Here is a 20,725-nt window from a genome sequence, read left to right as displayed (position 1 = left end):
CGGCACCCGGCCCGGCGCGGCCCGGCCGGGCCGCGCCGGCGGACGGCGGGCGGACGAGCAGCACGATCACGGCGACGCCGACCAGCCCGATGCACGCGCTGAGCACGAACACCAGGTCATAGGACCCCGGTGACACCGCGAGCAACGCGAACGCGACGAACGGCCCGAGCATCGCACCGACGGTGTCCATCGCGCGATGCAGGCCGAAGGCGAACCCCAGTCTGGAAGCAGGGGCCGACAACGACAGCATCGCGTCGCGAGGAGCGGTGCGCAGGCCCTTGCCGATCTGGTCCGCGGCCAACGCGCCGGACAGCGTCCCCGGGCTCGCCCCGCCCGCCGCCAGGACGACCTTCGCGGCGGCCGACATCGCGTAGCCGGTCGCGGCGACGTCGCGGTGCCGGTGGAACCGGTCGGAGACGAAACCGCTGACCAGCCGGCTGACCGCACTGGCTCCCTGGTAAAGACCGTTGGCGAGGCCGTACTGAAACGGAGTGAAGCCCAGTCGCTCGACAAGGTAGAGCGGAAGAACGGCGGTGACCATCTCCGTGGAAAGGTCGGTGAGAAGGCTGGTCAGCCCCAGGAGCACGACCGTCGGGCCGACCCCGCGCAGCCGGCCACGCCGCGCGGCGGTGGGTTCGCCATCCGTGGTCGGGTTGCGGAACGCAGGGGCGCCGCCGGGCTCCTCGTCGGCATCGGCGGCGGCATCGTCGGCGTCCTTGCCCACCGGCGACGGCGAAACCGTGTACACAATGCTGCCCCCCTGCCCGGTACACAGCTCGCTCCGACGAGCGCCCAGGCCACCCATTGCCACGCCGCCGGACACCCGCGCCAAGCCGGGCCGCCGCGCCACCATGGGGAGAAACGGATTGACCGGGTCAGGATTCCGTCCCCATCACGATCTTCGTGGACGAATGCTACAGTACCCCGGGATGGGGGGATGCCACATGGGGGGATGTGCAACGAGGCGCGGCGCCCTTCTGCGCCGCCGGCCGGTCGCGCATGGAAATGATTTTGCGCGTCACGGCGAGACCTGACGGGAGACCGTGGCCCACAACAGGCCATTGGTCACCCTTTTTTAAATAGTTTCCATGCGAAACCGCATGTTTTCCACTCCCGTCCGTGAATACTGTGGTGCCCACATGAGCTGTGAGCCTTTTTCGTCGTCGGCTTCGGACCTGCGTCGTCGCTGGCGGTGCACCCGTGAGACGGAAAAGGCTCAGTGACACCTGAATCCACGTGAAGGAGATTTCTGTGCAACCGTTAGGGGTTGCCGTGATCGGCGCCGGCTACTGGGGCCCGAATCTGGTTCGCAACTTCGCGAGCTCGGGATCATGGCGTCTGCGCTGGGTCTGTGACTTCGACACCGATCGGGCCCGGGCGGTGGCCGGGCACCTCGGCGACGTGCGGGTGACCGCGGATCTCGGCGAGGTGCTGTCCGATCCGGAGGTCGCCGCGGTCGCCATCGCGACGCCGGCGGCCAGCCACACGGAGCTGACTCTCGCCTCCATTGACGCCGGGCGCCATGTCCTGGTCGAAAAGCCATTGGCGGCGACCGCCGCGGACGGCGCGAAACTCGTCGCGGCCGCACAGGCCGCCGGGGTCGTGCTCATGTGCGACCACACGTACTGCTACACGCCGTCCGTCATGAGGATTCGGGAGCTCACCCACAGCGGCGAGATCGGCGACATCCAGTACATCGACTCGGTGCGCATCAATCTCGGGCTCATTCAGCCGGACGTCGACGTGTTCTGGGATCTCGCACCGCACGACCTGTCCATCCTCGACTTCGTACTGCCGGCGGAATTCGCGCCGCTGTCCGTGACGGCCCTCGGCGCGGATCCCGTGAACGCCGGCCGCAGCTGCGTCGGGTATCTCACAATGCCTCTGCGGGGCGGCGGGATCGCGCACATCCACGTCAACTGGCTGAGCCCCACGAAGATCCGGAAAACCGTGGTCGGCGGCTCCCGCAAGATGATCGTGTGGGATGATCTCGAGCCGTCCCAGCGGCTCAGCATCTACGACAAGGGCGTCGAGATCAGCGAACGCCCGCAGGACGACCGGGCCCGCCGGCTCGTCTCCTACCGGGTCGGCGACATGGTGGCCCCCGCGCTCGCCGAGACGGAGGCGCTGCGCGGTGTGGTCACCGAGTTCGCCGACGCGATCCGCGAGGGGCGCCCGGCGCGAACCGACGGCTCCTCGGGGCTCCGGGTCCTGAGAATGCTCGAAGCCGCCGCCGAAAGTGCCGCAAAGGGCGGCCAGGCGGTCCCGCTGCCAACCGAAGGGAAAGGTCTCCCCGCATGACCGAGATCGCCGGTCGTCGTGTTCTCATCACCGGCGGCGCCGGTCTCATCGGGTCACACATCACCGACCAGCTGATTCCGCACGAGCCCGCCGAGATCGTCCTCCTCGACAACTTCACCCGCGGCCGGCACGAGAACATCGCCGCGGCGTTGGAATCGGGCCTGGTCACCGTCATCGAAGGTGATGTGCGCGACGCCGACACCGTCGCCAAGGCCATGGCGGGGGTTGATCTCCTCTTTCACCAGGCCGCGATTCGCATCACCCAGTGCGCCCAGGAGCCGCGGCTGGCCTACGACGTCCTCGCCACCGGAACCTTCAACGTCCTGGAGGCCGCGGTCGAGGCGGGTGTGAGCCGGGTGGTGGCCGCTTCCTCGGCCTCCATCTACGGGCTGGCCGAGCAGTTTCCCACCGCGGAGAACCACCACCCGTACGACAACCGCACCATCTACGGGGCGGCGAAGCTGTTCAACGAGTCCCTGCTGCGCAGCTTCAACGACATGTTCGGCCTCGACTACGTGGTTCTGCGCTATTTCAACGTCTACGGGCAACGCATGGACGCCCACGGCGCCTACACCGAGGTCCTGATCCGCTGGATGGAGCGCATCGAGCGCGGTGAACGGCCACTGATCTTCGGTGACGGCAGCCAGACGATGGACTTCGTCCACGCGGTCGACATCGCCCGGGCCAATATCGCCGCCGCCCGCTCCGACGTGTCGGACCAGGTGTACAACATCGCGAGCGGGCAGGAGACGAGCCTGCTGGAGCTCGCGCGTGCGCTCTGCGAGGCGATGGGCAGCGACCTCGAGCCCGAGTTCGGGCCGGAGCGCAAGACCAACCCGGTGCCCCGTCGCCTCGCCGACATCTCCCGGGCCCGGGACGACCTCGGCTTCGTCGCCTCCATCGGTCTGAAGGACGGCCTGCGCGAGCTGGTGAGCTGGTGGCGCGGGCTCGGCACCACCGCCAGCGGCGCCACCGGCAGTAGCGCCGGCGACAGCACCGCCGCCAGCGGCGCTACCTCGGGATCCGCCCGATGAGCCCGGATTCGGCGGTGCCGACCGCCGCCGCGCCCGCCAGGCCAGCGGCGCCAGCCATGCTCCCGGTCATGCGGCCGTGGCTGGGTGAGGAGGAGGCCGAGGCCGCCGCGGCCGCGGTCCGGTCGGGCTGGGTGGCCCAGGGCCCGCGCGTCGCGGAGTTCGAGCGAGCGCTGGCCGCGCGTCTCGGCGCGGCCGAAGCCGTCGTCGTCTCCAGCTGCACCACCGCCCTTCACCTGGCGATGGTGCTCACGGGTGTCGGGCCCGGCGACGACGTCGTCGTGCCGTCGCTGTCGTTCATCGCCACGGCCAACGTGGTCCGCTACGTGGGAGCCCGTCCGGTCTTCGCCGACGTGGATCCCAGCACGCAGAACGTCACGGCGGCGACGGTCGAGGCGGCGCTGACCCCCGCGACCCGCGCGGTGATCGCTGTCGACCAGGGCGGCATGCCTCTGGACGTCGAACCGGTCCGCGCCCTGTGCCTTCGCCGTGGTCTCGAGCTCGTACAGGACTCGGCGTGCGCGATCGGCTCGACCTACCGGGGCCGGCCCGTCGGCGGCGACGCCACGCTCGCCGCGTACTCCTTCCACCCCGCAAGCTGCTCACGACCGGGGAGGGTGGCGCGCTGGTCACCGACCGTCCGGAGTGGGCGGCGCGGGCGCGGCGGCTGCGCGAGCACGGCATGACCGTGAGCGCCGCGGACCGGCACAGCAGCAGCCGCATCGTGATCGAGGACTATGCCGAGACCGGCTACAACTACCGGATGACCGACGTCCAGGCCGCGATCGGGCTCGTGCAGATGCGCCGCCTGGACGAGCTGATCGCACGGCGCCGGGAGCTGGCCGCCGACTACCAGCAGGCCCTCGCCGACGTGCCCGGCCTTCGGGTGTGCGCGGACCCGCCCCACGGGACGGCCAACTACCAGTCCTTCTGGGTCGAGCTGGCCGACGGCTTCCCCTGCACCCGCAACGGCCTGCTCGAGCATCTGCTGCGGGACGGAATCTCGGCCCGGCGGGGCATCATGGCCGCGCACCGGGAGCCGGCCTACGCCCAGCAGGGTGAGGTCGACCTTCCCGTGACGGAGCGGCTCACCGACCGGACGGTCATCCTGCCGCTCTTCCACGAGATGACCCAGGACGACGTGGCGAGGGTCGTGGCGTCCCTGCGTGCGGCGGCACACGGCTCCGCCGCCAGCCCGAGCAACGGCCAGGGCGATGACTGAAGCGACCGCGGCGACCATCACGTCGGCCATGACGGCCCGGACGGCCCGGACGGCCCGGACGCCTGGAAGGACGACAGCCAGATGACCACGGTCGACAGAATTCCCTTCGTGGACCTCGCGGCCGCGCACCACGCGGTCGCGGATGAGGTCGCGGCGGGCTTCGCCCAGGTGCTCGCCACCACCTCCTTCATCGGCGGCGTCCCGGTCACCGAGTTCGAGCGGGAGTTCGCCGCCTTCAGCGGTCGCCAGCACTGTGTCGGGGTCGGCAACGGCACCGACGCGATCGAGCTCGCGCTGCGCGCCCTCGGCGTCGGCACGCGGCCCGACGACGAGGTGATCCTGCCCGCGAACTCCTTCATCGCCACCGCGGAGGCGGTCTCGCGCGCCGGTGCCCGGCCGGTCCTGGTCGACGCCGACGAGACCTACCAGCTGGTGGACCCGGCCCGGGTCGCCGAGGCCATCACCGCCCGCACCCGCGCCGTGATTCCCGTCCACCTGTTCGGGCAGCTGGCCGCGCTGGAGCAGGTCCAGGAGGTCATCGGCGGGCGGGAGATCGCGATCGTCGAGGACGCGGCCCAGGCCCAGGGCGCGACCCGCGGCGGTGCCGGCATCGGCTCCGCCGGGCCGGCCGCGACCAGCTTCTACCCGGGTAAGAACCTCGGTGCCTACGGCGACGCCGGCGCGACCCTCACCGACGACGCCGACCTCGCCACGACCATGCGGGCGATCTCCTGCCACGGCAGCCTGACCAAGTACGAGCACACCCACCTGGGTTTCAACTCGCGCCTGGACACCCTGCAGGCCGTGGTCCTGCGGGCCAAGCTCCGCCGGCTCGCGGCGGCGAACGAGGCACGCCGCACCGCGGCGGCCCGCTACGACCTGCTGCTCTCGGACGCGGAGAAATCCCTCGGCTTCGACCTCGGCCGGCCGCAGGTCGCGCCGGGAAACGTGCACGTCTGGCACCTGTACGTCATCCGGGTGCCGGAACGCGACCGCCTGCTGGGCCGGCTGCAGGCCGCCGGGATCGGTGCCGGCGTCCACTACCCGCAGCCGATCCACCGCACCGTGCCTTTCGCCGACCATGCTCCCCGGCCGTGCCCGGTCACGGATCTGCTTGCGGGGCAGATCCTCTCCCTGCCGATCTATCCTGAGATCACTGACGCCCAGCAGCAGCGCGTCGTGGAAACCCTGATGAAGGCGTTGGTCGACAATGACAGCTGACGTGGCGGTTCACGGCGCGGTTGACGGTGCGGTTGACGGCGCGGCAACCACCGCCGGCGGGGTGCGGGATCCGTTCGTCCACCCGGCGGCGCTGTGCGAGAGCGACCAGGTCGGGCCCGGCACCCGGGTGTGGGCGTTCGCGCACGTCCTGCCGGGGGCGGTGATCGGCGCCGACTGCAACATCTGCGACCACGCGTTCGTCGAGTCCGAGGTGCGCCTCGGGGACCGGGTGACAGTCAAGAACAACGTGGCGCTGTTCAACGGCCTGACCGTCGAGAACGACGTCTTCCTCGGCCCGAACGCGGTCTTCACCAACGACTACAACCCGCGCGCCGCCGTCAAGAAGACCAGTGACGACCTGCTCCCCACCGTCATCCGCTCCGGGGCCACGATCGGCGCGAACGCCACCATCGTCTGCGGCGTCACCATCGGCGAGAACGCCTTCATCGGCGCGGGCACCGTGGTGATCCGGGACGTCCCTCCGGGTGCCATGGTCGTCGGCAACCCGGCCCGGCACATCGGCTGGATGTGTGCCTGCGGCGAACGCCTGGGCGACGACCTGACCTGCTCCTGCGGCACCCGCCACCGCGCGGACTCCGCCAGCGGCGGCGTCGTCACGGATCATGCCTGATCCGTCCGACGAGAACAGCACGTCGGGCCCGCCGTCACCCCGCGGCCCTCGGCCTTCCGCCGAAGATCAGGAAAGAACAGTCACCCTCGCCTGGGATCCGGCCCAGCTCGACACCGCGGCGGGCCGGGAACCGGCGGAGGAGGACATCGAACGCACCGTCCTGGTGACCCGACCGGGACTCCCTCCCAACCGGGAGCCACCGGAGGAGGACATCGAACGCACCGTCCTGGTGACCCGACCGGCGCTCCCTCCCAACCGGGAGCCACCGGAGGAGGACATCGAACGCACCGTCCTGGTGATCCGCCAGCCGGCGACGTCCGGGCCGACCACCGGCCCGGACGCACTGCTACCGGTGGTTCCCGGCAAACCGGCGCCGCCTCGGCACCGGAGGGAAGCGTTGGTCCGGCAGGACGCCGAACCAACGCTGATGATCAATAATTTCGCTTCCCACCAGCGGTCGAGCACGGGCGCACTCGCCCTGCGGCCGGCGGATCTCGGCCCCGTCGTCAACCGGCGCCGGGCCGCCGAGACCCCGGACGACGAGCTGAGCAGCAAGGTCCGCAAGGGCCTGGGCTGGAGCTTCCTCAACAACGTCATCTCCCGGGCCGGCGTGCTGATCATCGGGATCGCGCTGGCCCGGATGCTGGTACCCGAGCAGTTCGGCATCTTCACGATCGCGCTGGCCTCGATGCAGCTGCTGATGAGCCTCAACGACGCCGGGATGACCACCGCCCTGATCCGCTGGGAAGGTGACATCCGCGAGGTCGAGCGCACCGGTGTCACCTTGATCATGGTGTTCAGCGCCGGCCTCTACGCGGTCTTCTTCGTGACCGCGCCCCTGATCGCCGAGCTGGCGAACATTCCCGACGCGTCCTGGGTGCTGCGCGCTCTCGCGCTGACGATTCTCATCGACGCCACCGCGGCGGTGCCGACCGCCCTGCTGACCCGCTCCTACTCCCAGGGGCGCCGCGCCATCGCCGACACCGCGAACCTGCTCGCCTGGGCCGGGCTGTCCATCGGGCTCGTCGCGGGCGGGATGGGCGTCTGGGCGCTGGTGATCGGACGGCTGAGCGGCAACCTGCTCGGCGCCGCCATGATCTTCGTGCTCGCGCCGCGCCGGCCGCGCCCCGGGTTCCGCCGTGACATGGCCAGGCGGCTCGCGGCCGACGGCGTGCCCCTGAGCGGCTCCGCCATCCTGACCGTCTGCATGCTGAACGTCGACACGATGATCGCCGCCCGCGTACTGGGCCCGGTGCTGGTCAGCTTCTACGCGCAGGCCTTCAACCTCTCGAGCTGGCCGGTCAACATGTTCTCGTTCGCCGTCCGGCGGGTCAGCCTGGTCGGCTTCTCCCAGCTCGTCGCCGAGCCCTCCCGGCTGCGGTACGTCTACGCCAGGTCGCTGGCGTTGCTGGTCGCCGCCACCGTTCCGGTGTGCGTCCTCCTCGTCGTTCTGGGAAAGGCGGCCATCGAGGCCGTCTACGGCGAGGAGTGGGTGCCGGCAGCGGAAGCGCTGCGCCTGCTGGCGCTGCTGTCCATCATCCGGGTCGCCGTCGAGATCACCGACGATCTGCTGGTCGCCGTCGGCAAGGCCCGGACGATGGTGCGGCTCCAGGTGATCTGGCTGGTCGCCCTGGTACCCGCGCTGTCCGTCGGTGCCCATCTGGACGGCGTGCGCGGGGTCGCCATCGGGCACCTCGGGGTCGCCCTGGTGATCGTGCTGCCGGTTTTCACCCTGGCGCTGCGCGGGCTCGGCTTTCGCCTGTTGAAGGTCGCCCGGCTCCTGGTCAGACCGGCGCTCGGGGGCATCGCCTTCGCGGTCGTCGCCCAGCTCGGCGCGCAGGTGACGACCGTACCGGTGCTGCAGGTCCTGATCGGAGGGTCCGCGGGCACCCTGGTCTACCTGGCCATCGTCGCCCCGATGCGCGGGATGATCCGGCAGGCCTCCGGCGGCTCCGCCGCGGGCGACTCCCACAAGTCCTGGTGAGCCGTCCGCGGGCCGGTCGGTGCTCCGCTAGCGCGGGCCGCCGGCCGGGGCGGAGCGGTCCTGGGTGCCCCGCGCCACCGCCACGTCCGCCCAGCTCGACGGTGCGGGGCCGCCACGGAGCCGGCTGCGTACCGAGGGCGGTATCACCCGGCTGGCGGTGGCCCGCGGCGCGATCGCGGCCAGATCCCGCAGGATGTCCAGCCGGGCCGGTGGCCGGCTCGCCGCCTCGCGTAGGAATCCGTCCAGGTTGCGCCCGCCGACCTCCAGCGAGTACCGGCGCAGGACGAGATCGCGGGCCCAGCCGCCGAGGCGCGCGCGCAGCTCGGCGTCGATCAGCAGGGTCTCCAGCTGCCCGGCGAGGTCGGACGGGGTGCCGTCGCCGACGCCGTAGTAGCCCCGCCAGAACAGCGGCGTCACGGTGTCCTCACTCACCACGGTGGAGAACCCGCGCTCCCCCGTGAGCAGGACCGGCTTGCCGAAGGCCAGGCCCCGCAGCGCGGAGCCGCCCATGCCGAGCACGATGTCGGCGGCGGCGTAGGCACCGCGCGGATCGAGCATCGGGCCCGGCACTGTGACGACCTCACGGCCCGCCGCCTCGTTCACGACGGCCGCGCGGCGCCGCAGGTCATCCTCGGCGGTGCCCGAGCCGACGACGAGGAAGCGCACCGGGTACCGGGCCGCCAGCTCGCCGACGGCCTCGATGCCCCGGATCAGCCCTTCCAGCTTCAGCCAGCCGACCAGCCGGGAAACCGCGACGACGAGCTGCTCGTCGGCGCCGACACCGTGTTCCTTGCGGACGACGGTGCCGTCCACCGCTTCCGGGTCGTCCCGGCTGGTGTCCACCGGTGGCTCCAGCAGCAGCAGCCGGCGGTGCCCCAGCGAGCGGGCCACATCGACCGTCTCCTCGGTCCCGAACGTCATCGGCACCGATTTCGGCAGGTGCGCGGACACCGAGAGGTTGTTCATGTCGCTGCCGGCGAAGGGCACCCCCAGCGGCCCCAGCGCCCCCATCGAACCCAGCGCCAGCAGCGCGTTGATGCACTGCGGCCAGTCCCACGCGTGGACGACGTCGGGCCGCTGCTCCCGGACGACCCGGGCCAGCGCCGCGATCATCCGGGCCGACGGGGCCCCGAAGGCCGCGGGGGCCGGCAGCAGGCGGATCTTCCGTTCGTGCAGCAGTGCTGCCGCCGGCCCAGGAGTTCCGAAGAAGACCACCTCGTGGCCATGGGCGTCACGCAGCTGGGTGGCCAGGTCGATGGCGTTGGTCTGACTTCCGCCGATCTCCAGGTGGTGAGGGTAGACCAGGATCTTCACAGTGCTCTCCGCTCGGGTCAGGTCAGGAGCGGCACTAGGACAGGCTGGTGGTGAACACGACGTCAACCCAGTAGTTGCTCTTGCCCCCGTTACCGGTCGGGAAGCTCGAAGCGCCGTACTTGTACACGCCGTTGGGGCCGTCGACGCCGTTGCCGAGCGCGCGTACGGGCGCTCGGGTCGTCGTCGAGTCGAGGTAGTTCGACGTGTAGGAGTACCGGCCCGCCGACGAGTTGTACGACGCGACGTAGGTGGTGCCCGCCGTCACCTGTATCGGGGTGCTGAGCGATACCTGCTGCCAGCCCGAGGCCGACTCGTTCGAGAAGGTCGCGGTCGCAAGAAGGTTACCGCTTGCATCCCACAGGTGACCGATGTGGGTACCTGTGTTGGCCGCGCCCTTGTAGAAGCGCAAACCAGTGATGTAGCCGTTCTGATCCGGACGGAACTTGACACCAACCTCGACGGCGGCGGTGTCAGAGGCGGCCGCGACCGCCGGGGTGGCCGTCGAGGGGAAGATCGAGCAGGGGCAGGTCACCACTGGGGTGAACTGCCACGAGCTCGCCGCCATCGCGTTACCGGCCAGGTCCTTGACCGAGACCGTCACCGTGTGCAACTGCCCCGAGTACACCGCCTGGCTGGGCACCAGCGTCGCGGTCGAGGTCTCCCAGTTGTAGCTGACGTTCCCGGCCACCGTGTTGTTCGCCGCGTCCTTCAGCGTCAGGCTGAGCGTCGACGGGTTGATGGGCTCGTTGAAGGTGACGGTGATCGGAGCCGCCGCGTCGCTCGTCGCACCGACCGCCGGGCTTCGGTTCGTGATCGTCGGCGCGGCGGTGTCCGGCGAGCCGCTCAGGACGAAGACCGCGTCCACCCAGTAGTTGGCGTTCTGGTAGGTGTTCGCAGGGAATGCCGTGCCGCCGTATGAGTAGAGCCCGTTGGGGCCGTCCGCTCCGCTGGCCATCACCACCATCGGCGAGGCGCTCGCCGGCGGGCTGGTGAAGTAGCCACCTGTCGCCGCGTAGTAGCCGGTGTTGGTGTGGTACGAGACGACGTAGGTCGTGCCAGGCGTCACCGCCACCGGGGAGGCGAAGGTCACGGTCTGCCAGCCGGACGCGGTCTCGCCCGTGAAGACCGCGGTCGCCAGCCGGGTGCCCGTCGCCGACCAGAGGCTGCCCAGGTGGGTGCCGGTGTTCCCGGTGGACTTGTAGAACCGGACGCCGCTGACGTAGCCGGGCTGGTCGACCCGGAACTTCATGCCGACCTCGATGGCCTGCGAGTCACCCGCGATCTGGGCCGGAGTGGTGGAACCGAACATGGTGCAGGGGCAGGAAGGCGCAGCCATGGTGAAGCTCCACGTCTGCGGACCGTCCAGCGGGTTGTCGAACAGGTCCTTCGCGCCCGAGACCGTCGCCGTGTAGCTGGCGCTGGTGACGAGCGACGCGGTCGGGGTGAACTTCGCGGTCTGGGTCGGCGCGTCGTAGCTGACGGTGCCCGCGACGGTGTTGTTGGCCGCGTCCTTCACCACCATCGAGATGGTGCTCGGCTGCACGGCCTCGCTGAACGTCGCGGTGATCGGCGTGCCGGCGGCGACGTTCGTCGCACCGGGCGCCGGGGTCACACCGGCCACCACGGGCGGCACCGAGTCACTCGGGGCGGTGGTGTCGAAGACGACGTCCACCCAGTAGTTCGCCGCCTGGGCGGTGTTCGTCGGGAGGCCGCTCGCACCGTACCTGTAGACACCGTTACCGCCGGCGTCGGTGTTCGACAGCGCCCGGATCGGGGCGGTGCCGGCACCGGCCGTCGCGAAGGCGCCGGTGGTGTACGCGTAGTGCCCGGCCGGCGCGTGGTAGGACGCCGTGTAGGTCGTTCCACTCGTCACGGCGATCGGCGGCCAGATCGAGGCCTGCTGCCAGCCGGTCGCCGACTCGCCGGTGAAGGTCACCGAGGCCAGCTTGCTACCGGCCGCGTCCCACAGCGATCCGACGTGGGTGCCCGTGTTGCCGGCTCCCTTGAAGAAGCGCAGCCCGTAGATCCAGCCGTTGCTCGTCGCCTGGAACTTCACCCCGAGCTCGATCGCGGACTGCTCAGGGCTTGCCGGTACCGCCGGTGTGGCGGAGGCGTCCCAGATCGTGCAGGGGCAGGTGCGTGGGCCGGCCGTGGAGAACGACCACGACACCGGGTTCATGACGTTGCCCGCCGCGTCGGCGGCACCCGACAGCACCGCGGTGTACGTGCTGCCGCTGGCCAGGGTCGCGTTCGGGGTGAGGGTGAGCTTGCGGTCCTGCGCGTCGAAGGCGACCGTCGACGGGACCACGACGTTGGCCGCGTCCCGGAGCACGAGCGAGGCGCTCCCGCTGGTGATGTCCTCCGAGATCGTGGCGGTCACGGTGGTGGCCGGGTCCACGTTCGTGGCGGCGGACGCCGGAGTGCGCGCCGTCACCGACGGTGGCGTGACATCCGCCGCCGAGGCGTCGGAGAAGATCGCGTCAACCCAGTAGTTCCAGGCGGAGTTGATCTGGCCGGACACCGCGGTGACCGACTGGTTCGGGAACTGCCCCGCCGCCCCGTAGCGGTACACCCCGTTCGACGCGGTGGGACCGCCGGGCAGGGCCTTCAGTGGCACGCCCGTGGTGCCCGCGTTGGTGAAGACGCCGGCATCGGCCGCGTAGTGGCCGGACGGAGCGTGGTACGCGATCACGTAGGTGAGGTCCTTCGACACGCCCACGGCCTGCGGGAAGAGAACCGTCTGCCAGCCGCTCTCGGTCTCGTCGGCGAAGGTGCCGCTCGCCAGCAGGGTGCCGTCGGCCGTCCACAGGGTCGCCGTGTGGGTGCCGATGTTGCCGGCACCCTTGTAGAAACGGGCACCGGTGATCGAGCCGTCCATGGTCGACGTGAACTTCACGCCCAGGGTGATGGCCGAGCCGTCGCTCGTCGCCGGGTTCACCGGGACAGCGGCGGTCGGGAAGATCGTGCACGGGCAGGACACCGTGGTCGCGACCTGGGCGACCGCGCCGATGTTGCCGCTGTCATCCGAGGCCCGGACCTTGATTGCCACCGCCCCGACACCGACGACCGTGCCGGTGTACGACCAGGACTCACGTCCCTTGGCGGGATGCCAGGTGGCGCCGCCGTCCATGGACACCTCGACACCGCCGACGACGCCGCCACCGGAGTCGGCGGCCGTGCCGGAGACGGTCACCGTGGCCCCGTTCGCCTGCGCGACGCCGCTGGTGGGCGAGGTGATGTTGACGGTCGGCCCGGTGGTGTCCGTGGACTTGGTCGCCGCCGTCAGCCCGCTGATCAGCGTGTCGGGCTGGGCATCCATGTCCGCGAACAGGTTGACGGTGGCCTGCTGCATCCGCTGGTCGGGCGCGGTGTTGTTCGGGTTGGACTGATCCAGACCCCAGGACCACTGGATGGTGCCGGCACCGAAGACCAGCGCACCGCTCGCGGCCCGGTACATCGTCATCGCGTGGGACGCCGCCCCCGGCGAGACGACGTTGCCGTAGGCGTCCTTCACCACCGACGTCGCGTTGGCCACGTCCGAATGGGCGACCTGGAACAGGCCCGCGGGCCGGAACCCGTTGTCGAGGTCGGTGTCCCACTCGTAGGCGAGGGTGCTTGGCGCGAGGGTCGCCACGTCGCCCTCATTGAGGTCGTCGATGCCGGTGTTGCGCCAGAAGCGCATCTTGCCGTCGTCCGCCGGCACCTGGATGTCGTGGTAGTCGCTCTGGACCACCCAGTACGTCCCGGTCAGCGCGTTCTCGGGCTTTCCGCCATCCGATGTCGCAGAGAAGCGGGTGTCACGCCAGGTGCCGGTCCACTCGCTGGACGGGTCGATCTTCGCGTTGGCCCGGGACTCCTTGTAGCAGACCATCGTCCGGTAGGCCTGGCCCGAACCGTCGATGCTCTGCTCCCAGCGGACCTTCCAGTAGACCTCGTTACCGGAGAAGAAGGCGAGGTTCACGCCCGCGTCACGAGCCGCCTCGACGTTGTCCCGCTGCGCGCCCGACCAGTACTCGTCGTGCCCGGAGGAGATGAACGTCTTGTGGTTCTGCAGCAGCGCACCGGATTTGTCGGCGTCGATACCACTCGTGTAACTCAGGTCGTACCCGTTCGACTCCAGGAACCGGATCATCGGGTATTCCGCGCTGAGCACCCAGTCCTGGAACTTGTTCTGCGGCGTGGCGAACGGCCGGTTGTAGCTGACCTTCTTCGCCTGGTGGCAGTCGTCGCTGAGCTCGTAGAGGCTGTACCCGCCGTAGCAGTTGTACGCCTGCCAGGTCGTGTCCGAGGCCTGCACCAGGATGTCGCTGTGGCTGGAGTCGTCCCGGACGACCCAGGTGATCTGCCCCTCGCCGCCGGTGTCCTCCCGGTGGAGAATCGCGAAGTAGATGCCGGAGACAGCGGTCGAGGGCACCGCCCAGGACGCCGATTCGGCCCAGTTGCCGCAGTCCACCAGGTGGGTGGTGTTGTCGGTGTAGCAGGCCGGCTGAACCTGCGGCAGGGAGGCGCTCGGCGTGATCGTGTCGAGCTTGCGCGCTCCGTTGCCCTGGTAGTAACCCATCCGGTAGATGTCGATGCGGTATGCGGAGGCGTCGGTCTTCACCTTGAAGTGAATCGTCTCGCCTTTGTTGACGCTGATCTGCGTCCCGAAACCCTGAATTGTCGGGTCGCCGGCCCCGGAAAGCTTCCACTCGGACGGCGCCGTGCCGGGCAGGCTGTTCTCACAGACAATCGGGTTCACGGGGGCGTCGCAGGGACCTGCGGTGGTGGCCTCGGCAGCCGGGAGCGTCCGGGTGCCCGGCACGACGGTGAAGCCGACCAGCGAGGCCGCCACCAGCAGGGCGAGAACCGCCACCCGACGCGGCGCCAGCCGGACCGCCACCGCCAGGGCCATCACACCCTGCCGACGGCGCGGCGACGGGCCGGTCGATCCACGGCGCCACAAACTGGCAGCGCGCCGACGAGACTGCATGACGATCTCCCACTTTTCCGGGACGGGTACCGCGCCCTTGCCCCGGCCGCCGGGTCAGGTCCGGCCTAGGCGACAGATTCGGGTTGGAGCCTTGTCGGATGCGGGTGGGAGGGGTCGTCGAAGCCGTCAGCCCCCGGCACGCGCACGTCGATCTCAGATCGTGGACGGTTCAGGGGAAGTCATGTAGGTGCGACACGGCGCCGGAACGCGCACAGCCGACCACTACGCGCGGACATCTGCCGCGACAGCCGGCTGACACTCATTCGGACCCCCCCGAGGCCACGCGACACACCCCCCCTTTTGGGCGCCGCTGCGGCGATCCGACACGGTAGCGCACCAACCGTCGGCGAGCAAACCACCACATACCATCGCTCGAACGCAGTTCATCTGTTGTCCATTGTTGCCGATATCGGCCGGAAACGCAGCGAGGTGGGTGGCCCCAGCGCCACCCACCTCGCGATACCAGCCGACCCGCCGCCACCGCATCAGTCGGTGACGGCGCGACACTCAGGGAGTGACCGACGCTCCCGTGTCAACCCAGACGTTGCCCGAGACCTGGTTCCCGTTGACAGACTCGAAGCCCGCGATCGTGCCGTAGGTTCCACACGTCGGGTGGTACCGCCGACCGAACGTGTTGTCGAGGATGCGGACGTTGCTGGCGAGCGGGAACGCCTTCTGCGCCCCGGAGCCCCCGTACACGCAGTAGGCCCCCTGGGTGTTGAAGAGGTTGTACCTGATCAACACGTTCTGAATGGGCGCGAAGTCTCCGAACAGGCCGACCGAACCCGAGCACATGTCATTGCCGTCCGGAACCGCGCACTCGATGTTGTTGCCGACGAGCGTGAGGTTCGAACCGCCGTTCGAGAGGAACCCGTCCATGTGGGACGAGTGGTTTGAGTACAGGTCGTGCACCCAGCTGTTCTCGACGACCGTGTTTCCGTCCGAATAGATACCCGCCCGAAAACCGTGGATGTTCGCGCGCCGGATGGTCATGTTCGAGTTGCCGACACCGGTCCGGTCACAGGCCAGCCCGTCTCCGCTGACCTCGACGTCCTCGACCAGGGTCGGGCCTACCCTGTCCTCCACGTAGCCGGCGTCGATCGCGCCGCGGTCACCACAGCCGTGCACCCGGACATTCCGAATGGTCACGTTCTTGGCCCGCACGGTGATGGTGCCGGTGATGTCCAGCCCACTGATCACGGTGTTGTCCTTGGTGACCGTGATGGAGCCGGACGGGGTCAGGGCCACCCCCGGCTTGACCCCGGTGCTGCCCGGGCCAGGCCACGCACTGGGCGGCGCGGAGACACCGGAGGTCTGCGGCGTGGCCTGCGGGACCGTCGCACCACCGGCCGCCGGGCTGGGCGCCTGGGCGGTGGGCGGCGTTGAACCGGTGGTGGTCGCCCCCGGCGTGACGCCGACGGACGGGCCCGCGGACGGACCCGGCGACGCGGGCGCGGTCGCGTTCGGGCCCGGCGAGGGCGGGACGGTGACAGGCGTTCCCGCCCCCTGGCCGACCGGCTGGAACTCGACGTCCACGTAGTAGTTGCTGTCGCGCCAGGTCTCGTCGGGGAAGGCCGCGGCGCGGTAGGTGTACACCCCGGCGAGAGCGATGAGCGGCCCGACCTTGCGGACCTTTCCGGCACCGAAGTAGTCGACCTGATCCACATAACCGCCGGAGTCAACCTGGTAGGCGGCGACGTAGGTCTGCCCGGCCTGAACGGCGACCGGACGCTCGAAGGCCCCACGGCGCCAGCCGGCTCGGTCACTGTTGGGAATCGTCAGCGTGCTGAGCTGCCGCCCGTCACCAGACCAGAGCGCACCCGTGTTCGGGCCGCCGCCCGCGGTCGGGCGGTAGACCCGCATCGCGGAGATCCGCCCGGACACCTCTGGACGGAACCGCAGCCCGAGCACCACCTGGCGGGTGTCGGGGCTGGTCTCGACCGTCAGCGCCCCCCGCGCGTTCCACAGGCTGACCGGACCAGACGACCCCTTGCCCGACCGGCCGGCCTCCGCCACGGTCAGGTTGTCCGACGCCGTCCGCAACCCCACCACCAAGCCGACGAGACCGCCCGCCAGGGCCACGACCAGCATGATCGACAGGCGGCGGCTCGGCCTACGGGCCGGACGCGGCTGGGCGGCACCCCGCTGCCTTCGTCGGCGCCCGCCTCTGCCTGGTGGCCGTGCGCCACCCTGCCGGCCGGAGGCGGTCGGCGCGGGGCCGGCAGGATCGAAATCGGGAGGATCGAAGTCGGCAGGATCGGGGCCCGCGAGGTCATGGTCCGCCAGGTCATAGCCAACCGGATCGAAACCGGCCGCCTCATAGTCGGCCAGCTCATAGCCATCCGGATCGAAACCGGCCACGTCAGCGCCCGCCAGATCATGATCCGCAAGCTCATGGCCGGCCGTACCGAAGCCAGCCGGATCGAAACCCGCCAGATCAGCACCCGCCAGCTCATGACCAGCCGTACCGAAAGCGGCCATCTCAGCGCCCGTCAGATCGGCGCCTGCCAGGTCATGACCGGCTGTACCGAAACCCGCCCCACCGGCGCCCGTCAGATCATGACCAGCCGTACCGAAACCCGCCCCACCGGCGCCCGTCAGATCATGACCAGCCGTACCGAAACCCGCCCCACCGGCGCCCGTCAGATCATGACCAGCCGGATTGAATCCGGCCAGGTCAGCGCCGGTCGCGGTGCCGTCCGGCACCGGTGTGCCGGTGACCGGACCGGCCTCCGCCCGGTTGACCATCTCTGCTGAAACGTGAAATTCGCTCCACGTATTACTCGCGGTCATTGCGTGCCTCCCGGTCGGTCCCCCCCGGAGATGGACACGGAACCGTGGGGTCGTGTGACCCGGATCGCTGCGGCGAAATCAGCGGCCCGACGAGCCCAACTGTGGCTTTCCGCGAACGCGCGACGAGCGGCGGCCAGCTGGCCGGACCGCTCGCGTTGCAGCTCGGCGGCTACAGCTGCCTCGAACTCTGGCGGAGTGGTAGCAGTGACTATCAACGATGAATCCAACCAACGGGTGGCCGGCAGATCCGTCGACACAGCCGCCCGCCCCGCTGCGAGGTACTCGAGGGTCTTCAGTGGAAAACTACCACGGTTGAAGGCGGTGTCGGCATAGGGCACGAGGCCGACGTCGATGGCCTTCAGATAGCTCGGGAGCGACTCGGCGGGCTTCCGCCCCACCGATACGACGTTCTTGCGGCCGAGCAGCGCCCGCATCCGATCCGGCTCGAACGTTGGATCGATCGGGCCGACCAGAAGCAGCGAATGACCGGCCTCGGCAACCGCTTCCAGCAGACCGAGATCTATTCGCGCATTGATATGCCCGACCAGACCGGCAACCGGGCCGGGAAGGTCCACGTCTTCCGGATCCGCCGCGGTCTCCACGCCGGCGAACGCCTCGGGATCGCAACCATACGGAATGAGGATCGGGCTCGCACCCAATGCGGTCAGTTTGTCATGAACGACGGGACTCGCGGTAATAACCACATCCGCCTTCGCCGCCACCCGCACCTCGGCGACCTGCACCCGCACCGGGTCGAGCCCGAGCAACGCCGCACCGCCGGCGTAGTCGTCCTGTGCCCAGTAGACGCGCAGCCGTTCCCGGGCCGCCCCGAAGGCCGGGAGCAGCACGTCCGCCTCCACCAGCGCCGCGACCGGTACACCGAGGTCACGAACGGCGCGTCTGATCTGGCGCCGGACGATCTCCGAGTTCGCCGTGGCGACTCCGCGGCGGCGCAGCCCGGGCAGCACCACCGGCGCCAGCTGTGCCAGGTTGTCCGCCACCATGCGTACCCTGGGCACGGCAGGCGCGGCGATGTCCGCCCGGCGCCTCGGCGTCGCCGGTGAGATCGGCGGGTCCACATACAGAACAGGTACGTGGCGGGCCAGCTGTTCCGCGAGTGAGCGGTCGTGTAGCTTGACGCCATCCCAGCGGTTGGTCGCACACACGGTGACGCATTGACGCCACCGAGCAGCCCCTGCCAGGTCGGGCGCACGCACAGCGCGGCTCATCGGTCCCCCCTCCGATTGCGCATCCACGCCCAATGAATGCGTGGCCGATGGTAACCGACCGGTATCCCGTCAGGGAGCACCGGCTGTGCGCCCTCCTGAGTACCTGCCCTATGGTGGTAGCCGAACAGATGACGCCGGCCCGTCACCAACACGGACTGGATCTCCGCTGCAGGGGGCGAGATCCACTCTGCCATGCGAAGCTCGCGGGAACGGATTACTTCCGCCTGACGCCGCCGAACCGGCGAGGGCGCCTTGGGGGGACGGAATGGGGCGGGCCCGGGTTGCGCTGGCCGCCGTGCTGGCGGTGGGGGCGGTGCTGGGTGCCGTCACGCTTTTCATGCGCCCGGCACCCCAGTCGGCGAGCGTGGCTGTCGTGCTCCGCGTGGACAAGGGCCGCGACGACGCGCTGAACGCCCAGTTCGCGGGCGAGCTGCTGATCTATTACGCCCGTTCGGAGCTCTCCCGGCCCGGGGCGCTCGGCCCGGAGCAGGTCACCGACTTTCAGCTTGCATTCTCCCGCAACAGCACCGAGCCGTTCGCGGACATCGTCGGCCGCAGCACGATCATCAACATTGTCTCCGCGGACAGCGACGGCGCGGTGGCCCGTGACACGGTCAACGCGGTCGTCAGCCAGCTGTCGAAGCGGCTTGAGATCTGGCAGGACGGAATTCCCGACGCCAAGCGCATCGTCCTGGTGCCGCTGCCACGAGCCGGCAAGGATTCCAGTGGCCCGGCAGGCCCTGCGTCCTATGCCGGCGGCAGTCGCCCGCGGGCAGCCCTGGGAGTTCTCCTCGTCGCCGTTCTCGTCACCGCGGCCGTGGGCACCAGCCTCCGGCGAGCGCGGCCGCGATGAGCGCTCCCCCGCGTCGAGCCCCAGCTCAAACCACATCTTTGCCGTTGCTGCGATCATGGGAACGGCAAAGGTTGCACCCGAGGCCGTCGGTGACGGCGCCTACCCGTCCACAGCTTCCGCCGCGTTCAGGAAGTCAGGTCTTCCGGATCGGCACCGGGGGGAACACGTAATGCAACTGAACGGACCGCTCACGATTCTGCTCCGACGGTGGCGACTCACCGCCGCTGGAGTTGCTCTGACCGTGGTCGCCGCGATCGGCGCCTTCGTGATGACCCCCGTCAGCTATCAGGGATCGTCCCAGGTCTTCCTTCTGCCCTCGGCCGTCTCCGCGGAGACCGGCAAGGTTGACAATCCGTATCTGGGATTCGGGCAGTCGTTGCGCATTACGGCGGAGGTGATCAGCCGTCTGACCAGCACCGCCGAAGCGGTTGACGAGGCCGTGAAGCACGGGGCCACGGCGGGATACATGATCGGTATTCCCACTGACGCCGCCGGCCCGGTACTCAACGTGCAGGCCGAGGGACCCGACCGCGCCGCGGTCGTGACCACTGTCAACTACGTCGTCACCAAGCTCGGCGAGGTGCTGGACCAGGAGCAGGAGAAGGGCGGCGCGCCCCGGTCGTCGTGGTTCGTCCTGAACAAGATCACCGAGGAGCCGGTGGTCACGGTCGCCAAGAAGGCCCGCTACACGCAGGCGGCGATGGCTTTCGCGGTCTGCTGCCTGCTCACCTTCCTGGGCGTTCTGCTGTTCGACCGGTTCCGCTCGCCGCGGCCTGCCGGCGACGGCGGTGCCCCGATGTCCCCCACCGGGCCGTCCGGGGCCGCGCAGGCGGACCATGGCGGCTACGAGGAGATCGGGCGTCCGCGGCGCCCGGCCGCGGGGCCGGAGGAACATCGCGAGCGCCAGCGGTACGACCAGCAGAGCGCCTTCGACCGGTCGCCGCAGGGCCGCTCGGACCACGACACCGAACGCACCTACCGTATTCCGCTGCGGCGGCCCACCTCACTCGACGACGACCCGCAGTCGGGCTACGACCGCCGACCGCTTGGCAGCGACCGAAAGTCATGATCAGCGGAACGTCGCGGTCCGCTACCAACCCCCCGGCCACCACATCTCGCGCCGGCGGCCCCGGCGCGGCCCTGGCTCCGGCCCCGTCCGCCCCCTTGGCCGCGC

General features: G+C 69.9%; 12 protein-coding genes and 1 pseudogene. 8 read left to right on the top strand and 5 right to left on the bottom strand.

The genetic code is table 11. The annotated features are described in order from the left end of the window. Positions 1 to 724 (bottom strand): MFS transporter (locus FREUN1FDRAFT_RS30470; protein ID WP_198144529.1); only part of this gene is annotated, 724 nt, incomplete at its 3' end. Between the two features lie 527 nt (positions 725 to 1,251). On the opposite strand from FREUN1FDRAFT_RS30470, the gene FREUN1FDRAFT_RS30465 reads away from it, so the two are divergent. The 6 genes and pseudogenes from FREUN1FDRAFT_RS30465 (at position 1,252) to FREUN1FDRAFT_RS40280 (ending at position 8,390) form a co-directional block, all read left to right on the top strand. Next, positions 1,252 to 2,301: a Gfo/Idh/MocA family protein gene (locus FREUN1FDRAFT_RS30465; RefSeq protein WP_006544162.1), complete on the top strand. Its 1,050-nt coding sequence runs from the start codon at positions 1,252 to 1,254 to the stop codon at positions 2,299 to 2,301. A 5-nt stretch (positions 2,302 to 2,306) separates the two neighbouring features. After that, entirely contained in the window at positions 2,307 to 3,335 is a 1,029-nt protein-coding gene (locus tag FREUN1FDRAFT_RS30460) for an NAD-dependent epimerase/dehydratase family protein (protein ID WP_085948922.1), read from the top strand. 56 nt (positions 3,336 to 3,391) lie between these two features. Then, positions 3,392 to 4,554: pseudogene (locus FREUN1FDRAFT_RS48295) on the top strand (DegT/DnrJ/EryC1/StrS family aminotransferase). Positions 4,555 to 4,635: 81 nt separating this feature from the next. Next, the gene (locus tag FREUN1FDRAFT_RS30450) at positions 4,636 to 5,775 is read left to right on the top strand and encodes a DegT/DnrJ/EryC1/StrS aminotransferase family protein (RefSeq protein WP_006544158.1); all 1,140 of its coding nucleotides are present in this window, start codon (positions 4,636 to 4,638) and stop codon (positions 5,773 to 5,775) included. Then, positions 5,765 to 6,406 carry an acyltransferase gene (locus FREUN1FDRAFT_RS47540; protein WP_006544157.1) on the top strand — a complete coding sequence of 214 codons (642 nt, stop codon included), beginning with the start codon at positions 5,765 to 5,767 and terminating at the stop codon, positions 6,404 to 6,406. Before FREUN1FDRAFT_RS30450 ends, FREUN1FDRAFT_RS47540 begins: the two co-directional genes overlap by 11 nt. After that, entirely contained in the window at positions 6,399 to 8,390 is a 1,992-nt protein-coding gene (locus tag FREUN1FDRAFT_RS40280) for an oligosaccharide flippase family protein (protein ID WP_006544156.1), read from the top strand. Before FREUN1FDRAFT_RS47540 ends, FREUN1FDRAFT_RS40280 begins: the two co-directional genes overlap by 8 nt. Positions 8,391 to 8,417: 27 nt before the next feature. On the opposite strand, the gene FREUN1FDRAFT_RS30435 is transcribed toward FREUN1FDRAFT_RS40280, so the two are convergent. The 4 genes from FREUN1FDRAFT_RS30435 to FREUN1FDRAFT_RS40275 form a co-directional block, all read right to left on the bottom strand. After that, positions 8,418 to 9,704, bottom strand: a complete 1,287-nt coding sequence (locus FREUN1FDRAFT_RS30435) for a glycosyltransferase family 4 protein (RefSeq protein ID WP_006544155.1) — start codon at positions 9,702 to 9,704, stop codon at positions 8,418 to 8,420. Between the two features lie 34 nt (positions 9,705 to 9,738). Beyond that, positions 9,739 to 14,598, bottom strand: a complete 4,860-nt coding sequence (locus FREUN1FDRAFT_RS30430; RefSeq protein WP_006544154.1) for a DUF4082 domain-containing protein — start codon at positions 14,596 to 14,598, stop codon at positions 9,739 to 9,741. 585 nt (positions 14,599 to 15,183) lie between these two features. After that, positions 15,184 to 17,424 (bottom strand): DUF4082 domain-containing protein, encoded by a 2,241-nt coding sequence (locus tag FREUN1FDRAFT_RS30425; RefSeq protein ID WP_157475603.1) that lies wholly within the window; start codon positions 17,422 to 17,424, stop codon positions 15,184 to 15,186. A gap of 41 nt (positions 17,425 to 17,465) precedes the next feature. Beyond that, entirely contained in the window at positions 17,466 to 18,317 is an 852-nt protein-coding gene (locus FREUN1FDRAFT_RS40275; RefSeq protein WP_157475601.1) for a glycosyltransferase, read from the bottom strand. 646 nt (positions 18,318 to 18,963) lie between these two features. On the opposite strand from FREUN1FDRAFT_RS40275, the gene FREUN1FDRAFT_RS30410 reads away from it, so the two are divergent. Further along, complete coding sequence (locus FREUN1FDRAFT_RS30410) at positions 18,964 to 19,551, top strand: hypothetical protein (RefSeq protein WP_006544151.1); 588 nt, start codon at positions 18,964 to 18,966, stop codon at positions 19,549 to 19,551. Between the two features lie 169 nt (positions 19,552 to 19,720). Next, a complete protein-coding gene (locus tag FREUN1FDRAFT_RS30405) occupies positions 19,721 to 20,620 on the top strand; it encodes a hypothetical protein (RefSeq protein ID WP_006544150.1) in 900 nt (299 codons plus the stop codon). Positions 20,621 to 20,725: the final 105 nt, after the last annotated feature.

The sequence above is a fragment of the Parafrankia sp. EUN1f genome (genome assembly GCF_000177675.1).
GTDB lineage: Bacteria > Actinomycetota > Actinomycetes > Frankiales > Frankiaceae > Parafrankia.
The sequence above is the reverse complement of the archived record's forward strand: the minus strand, read 5'-3'. Positions and strand labels throughout refer to the sequence as shown.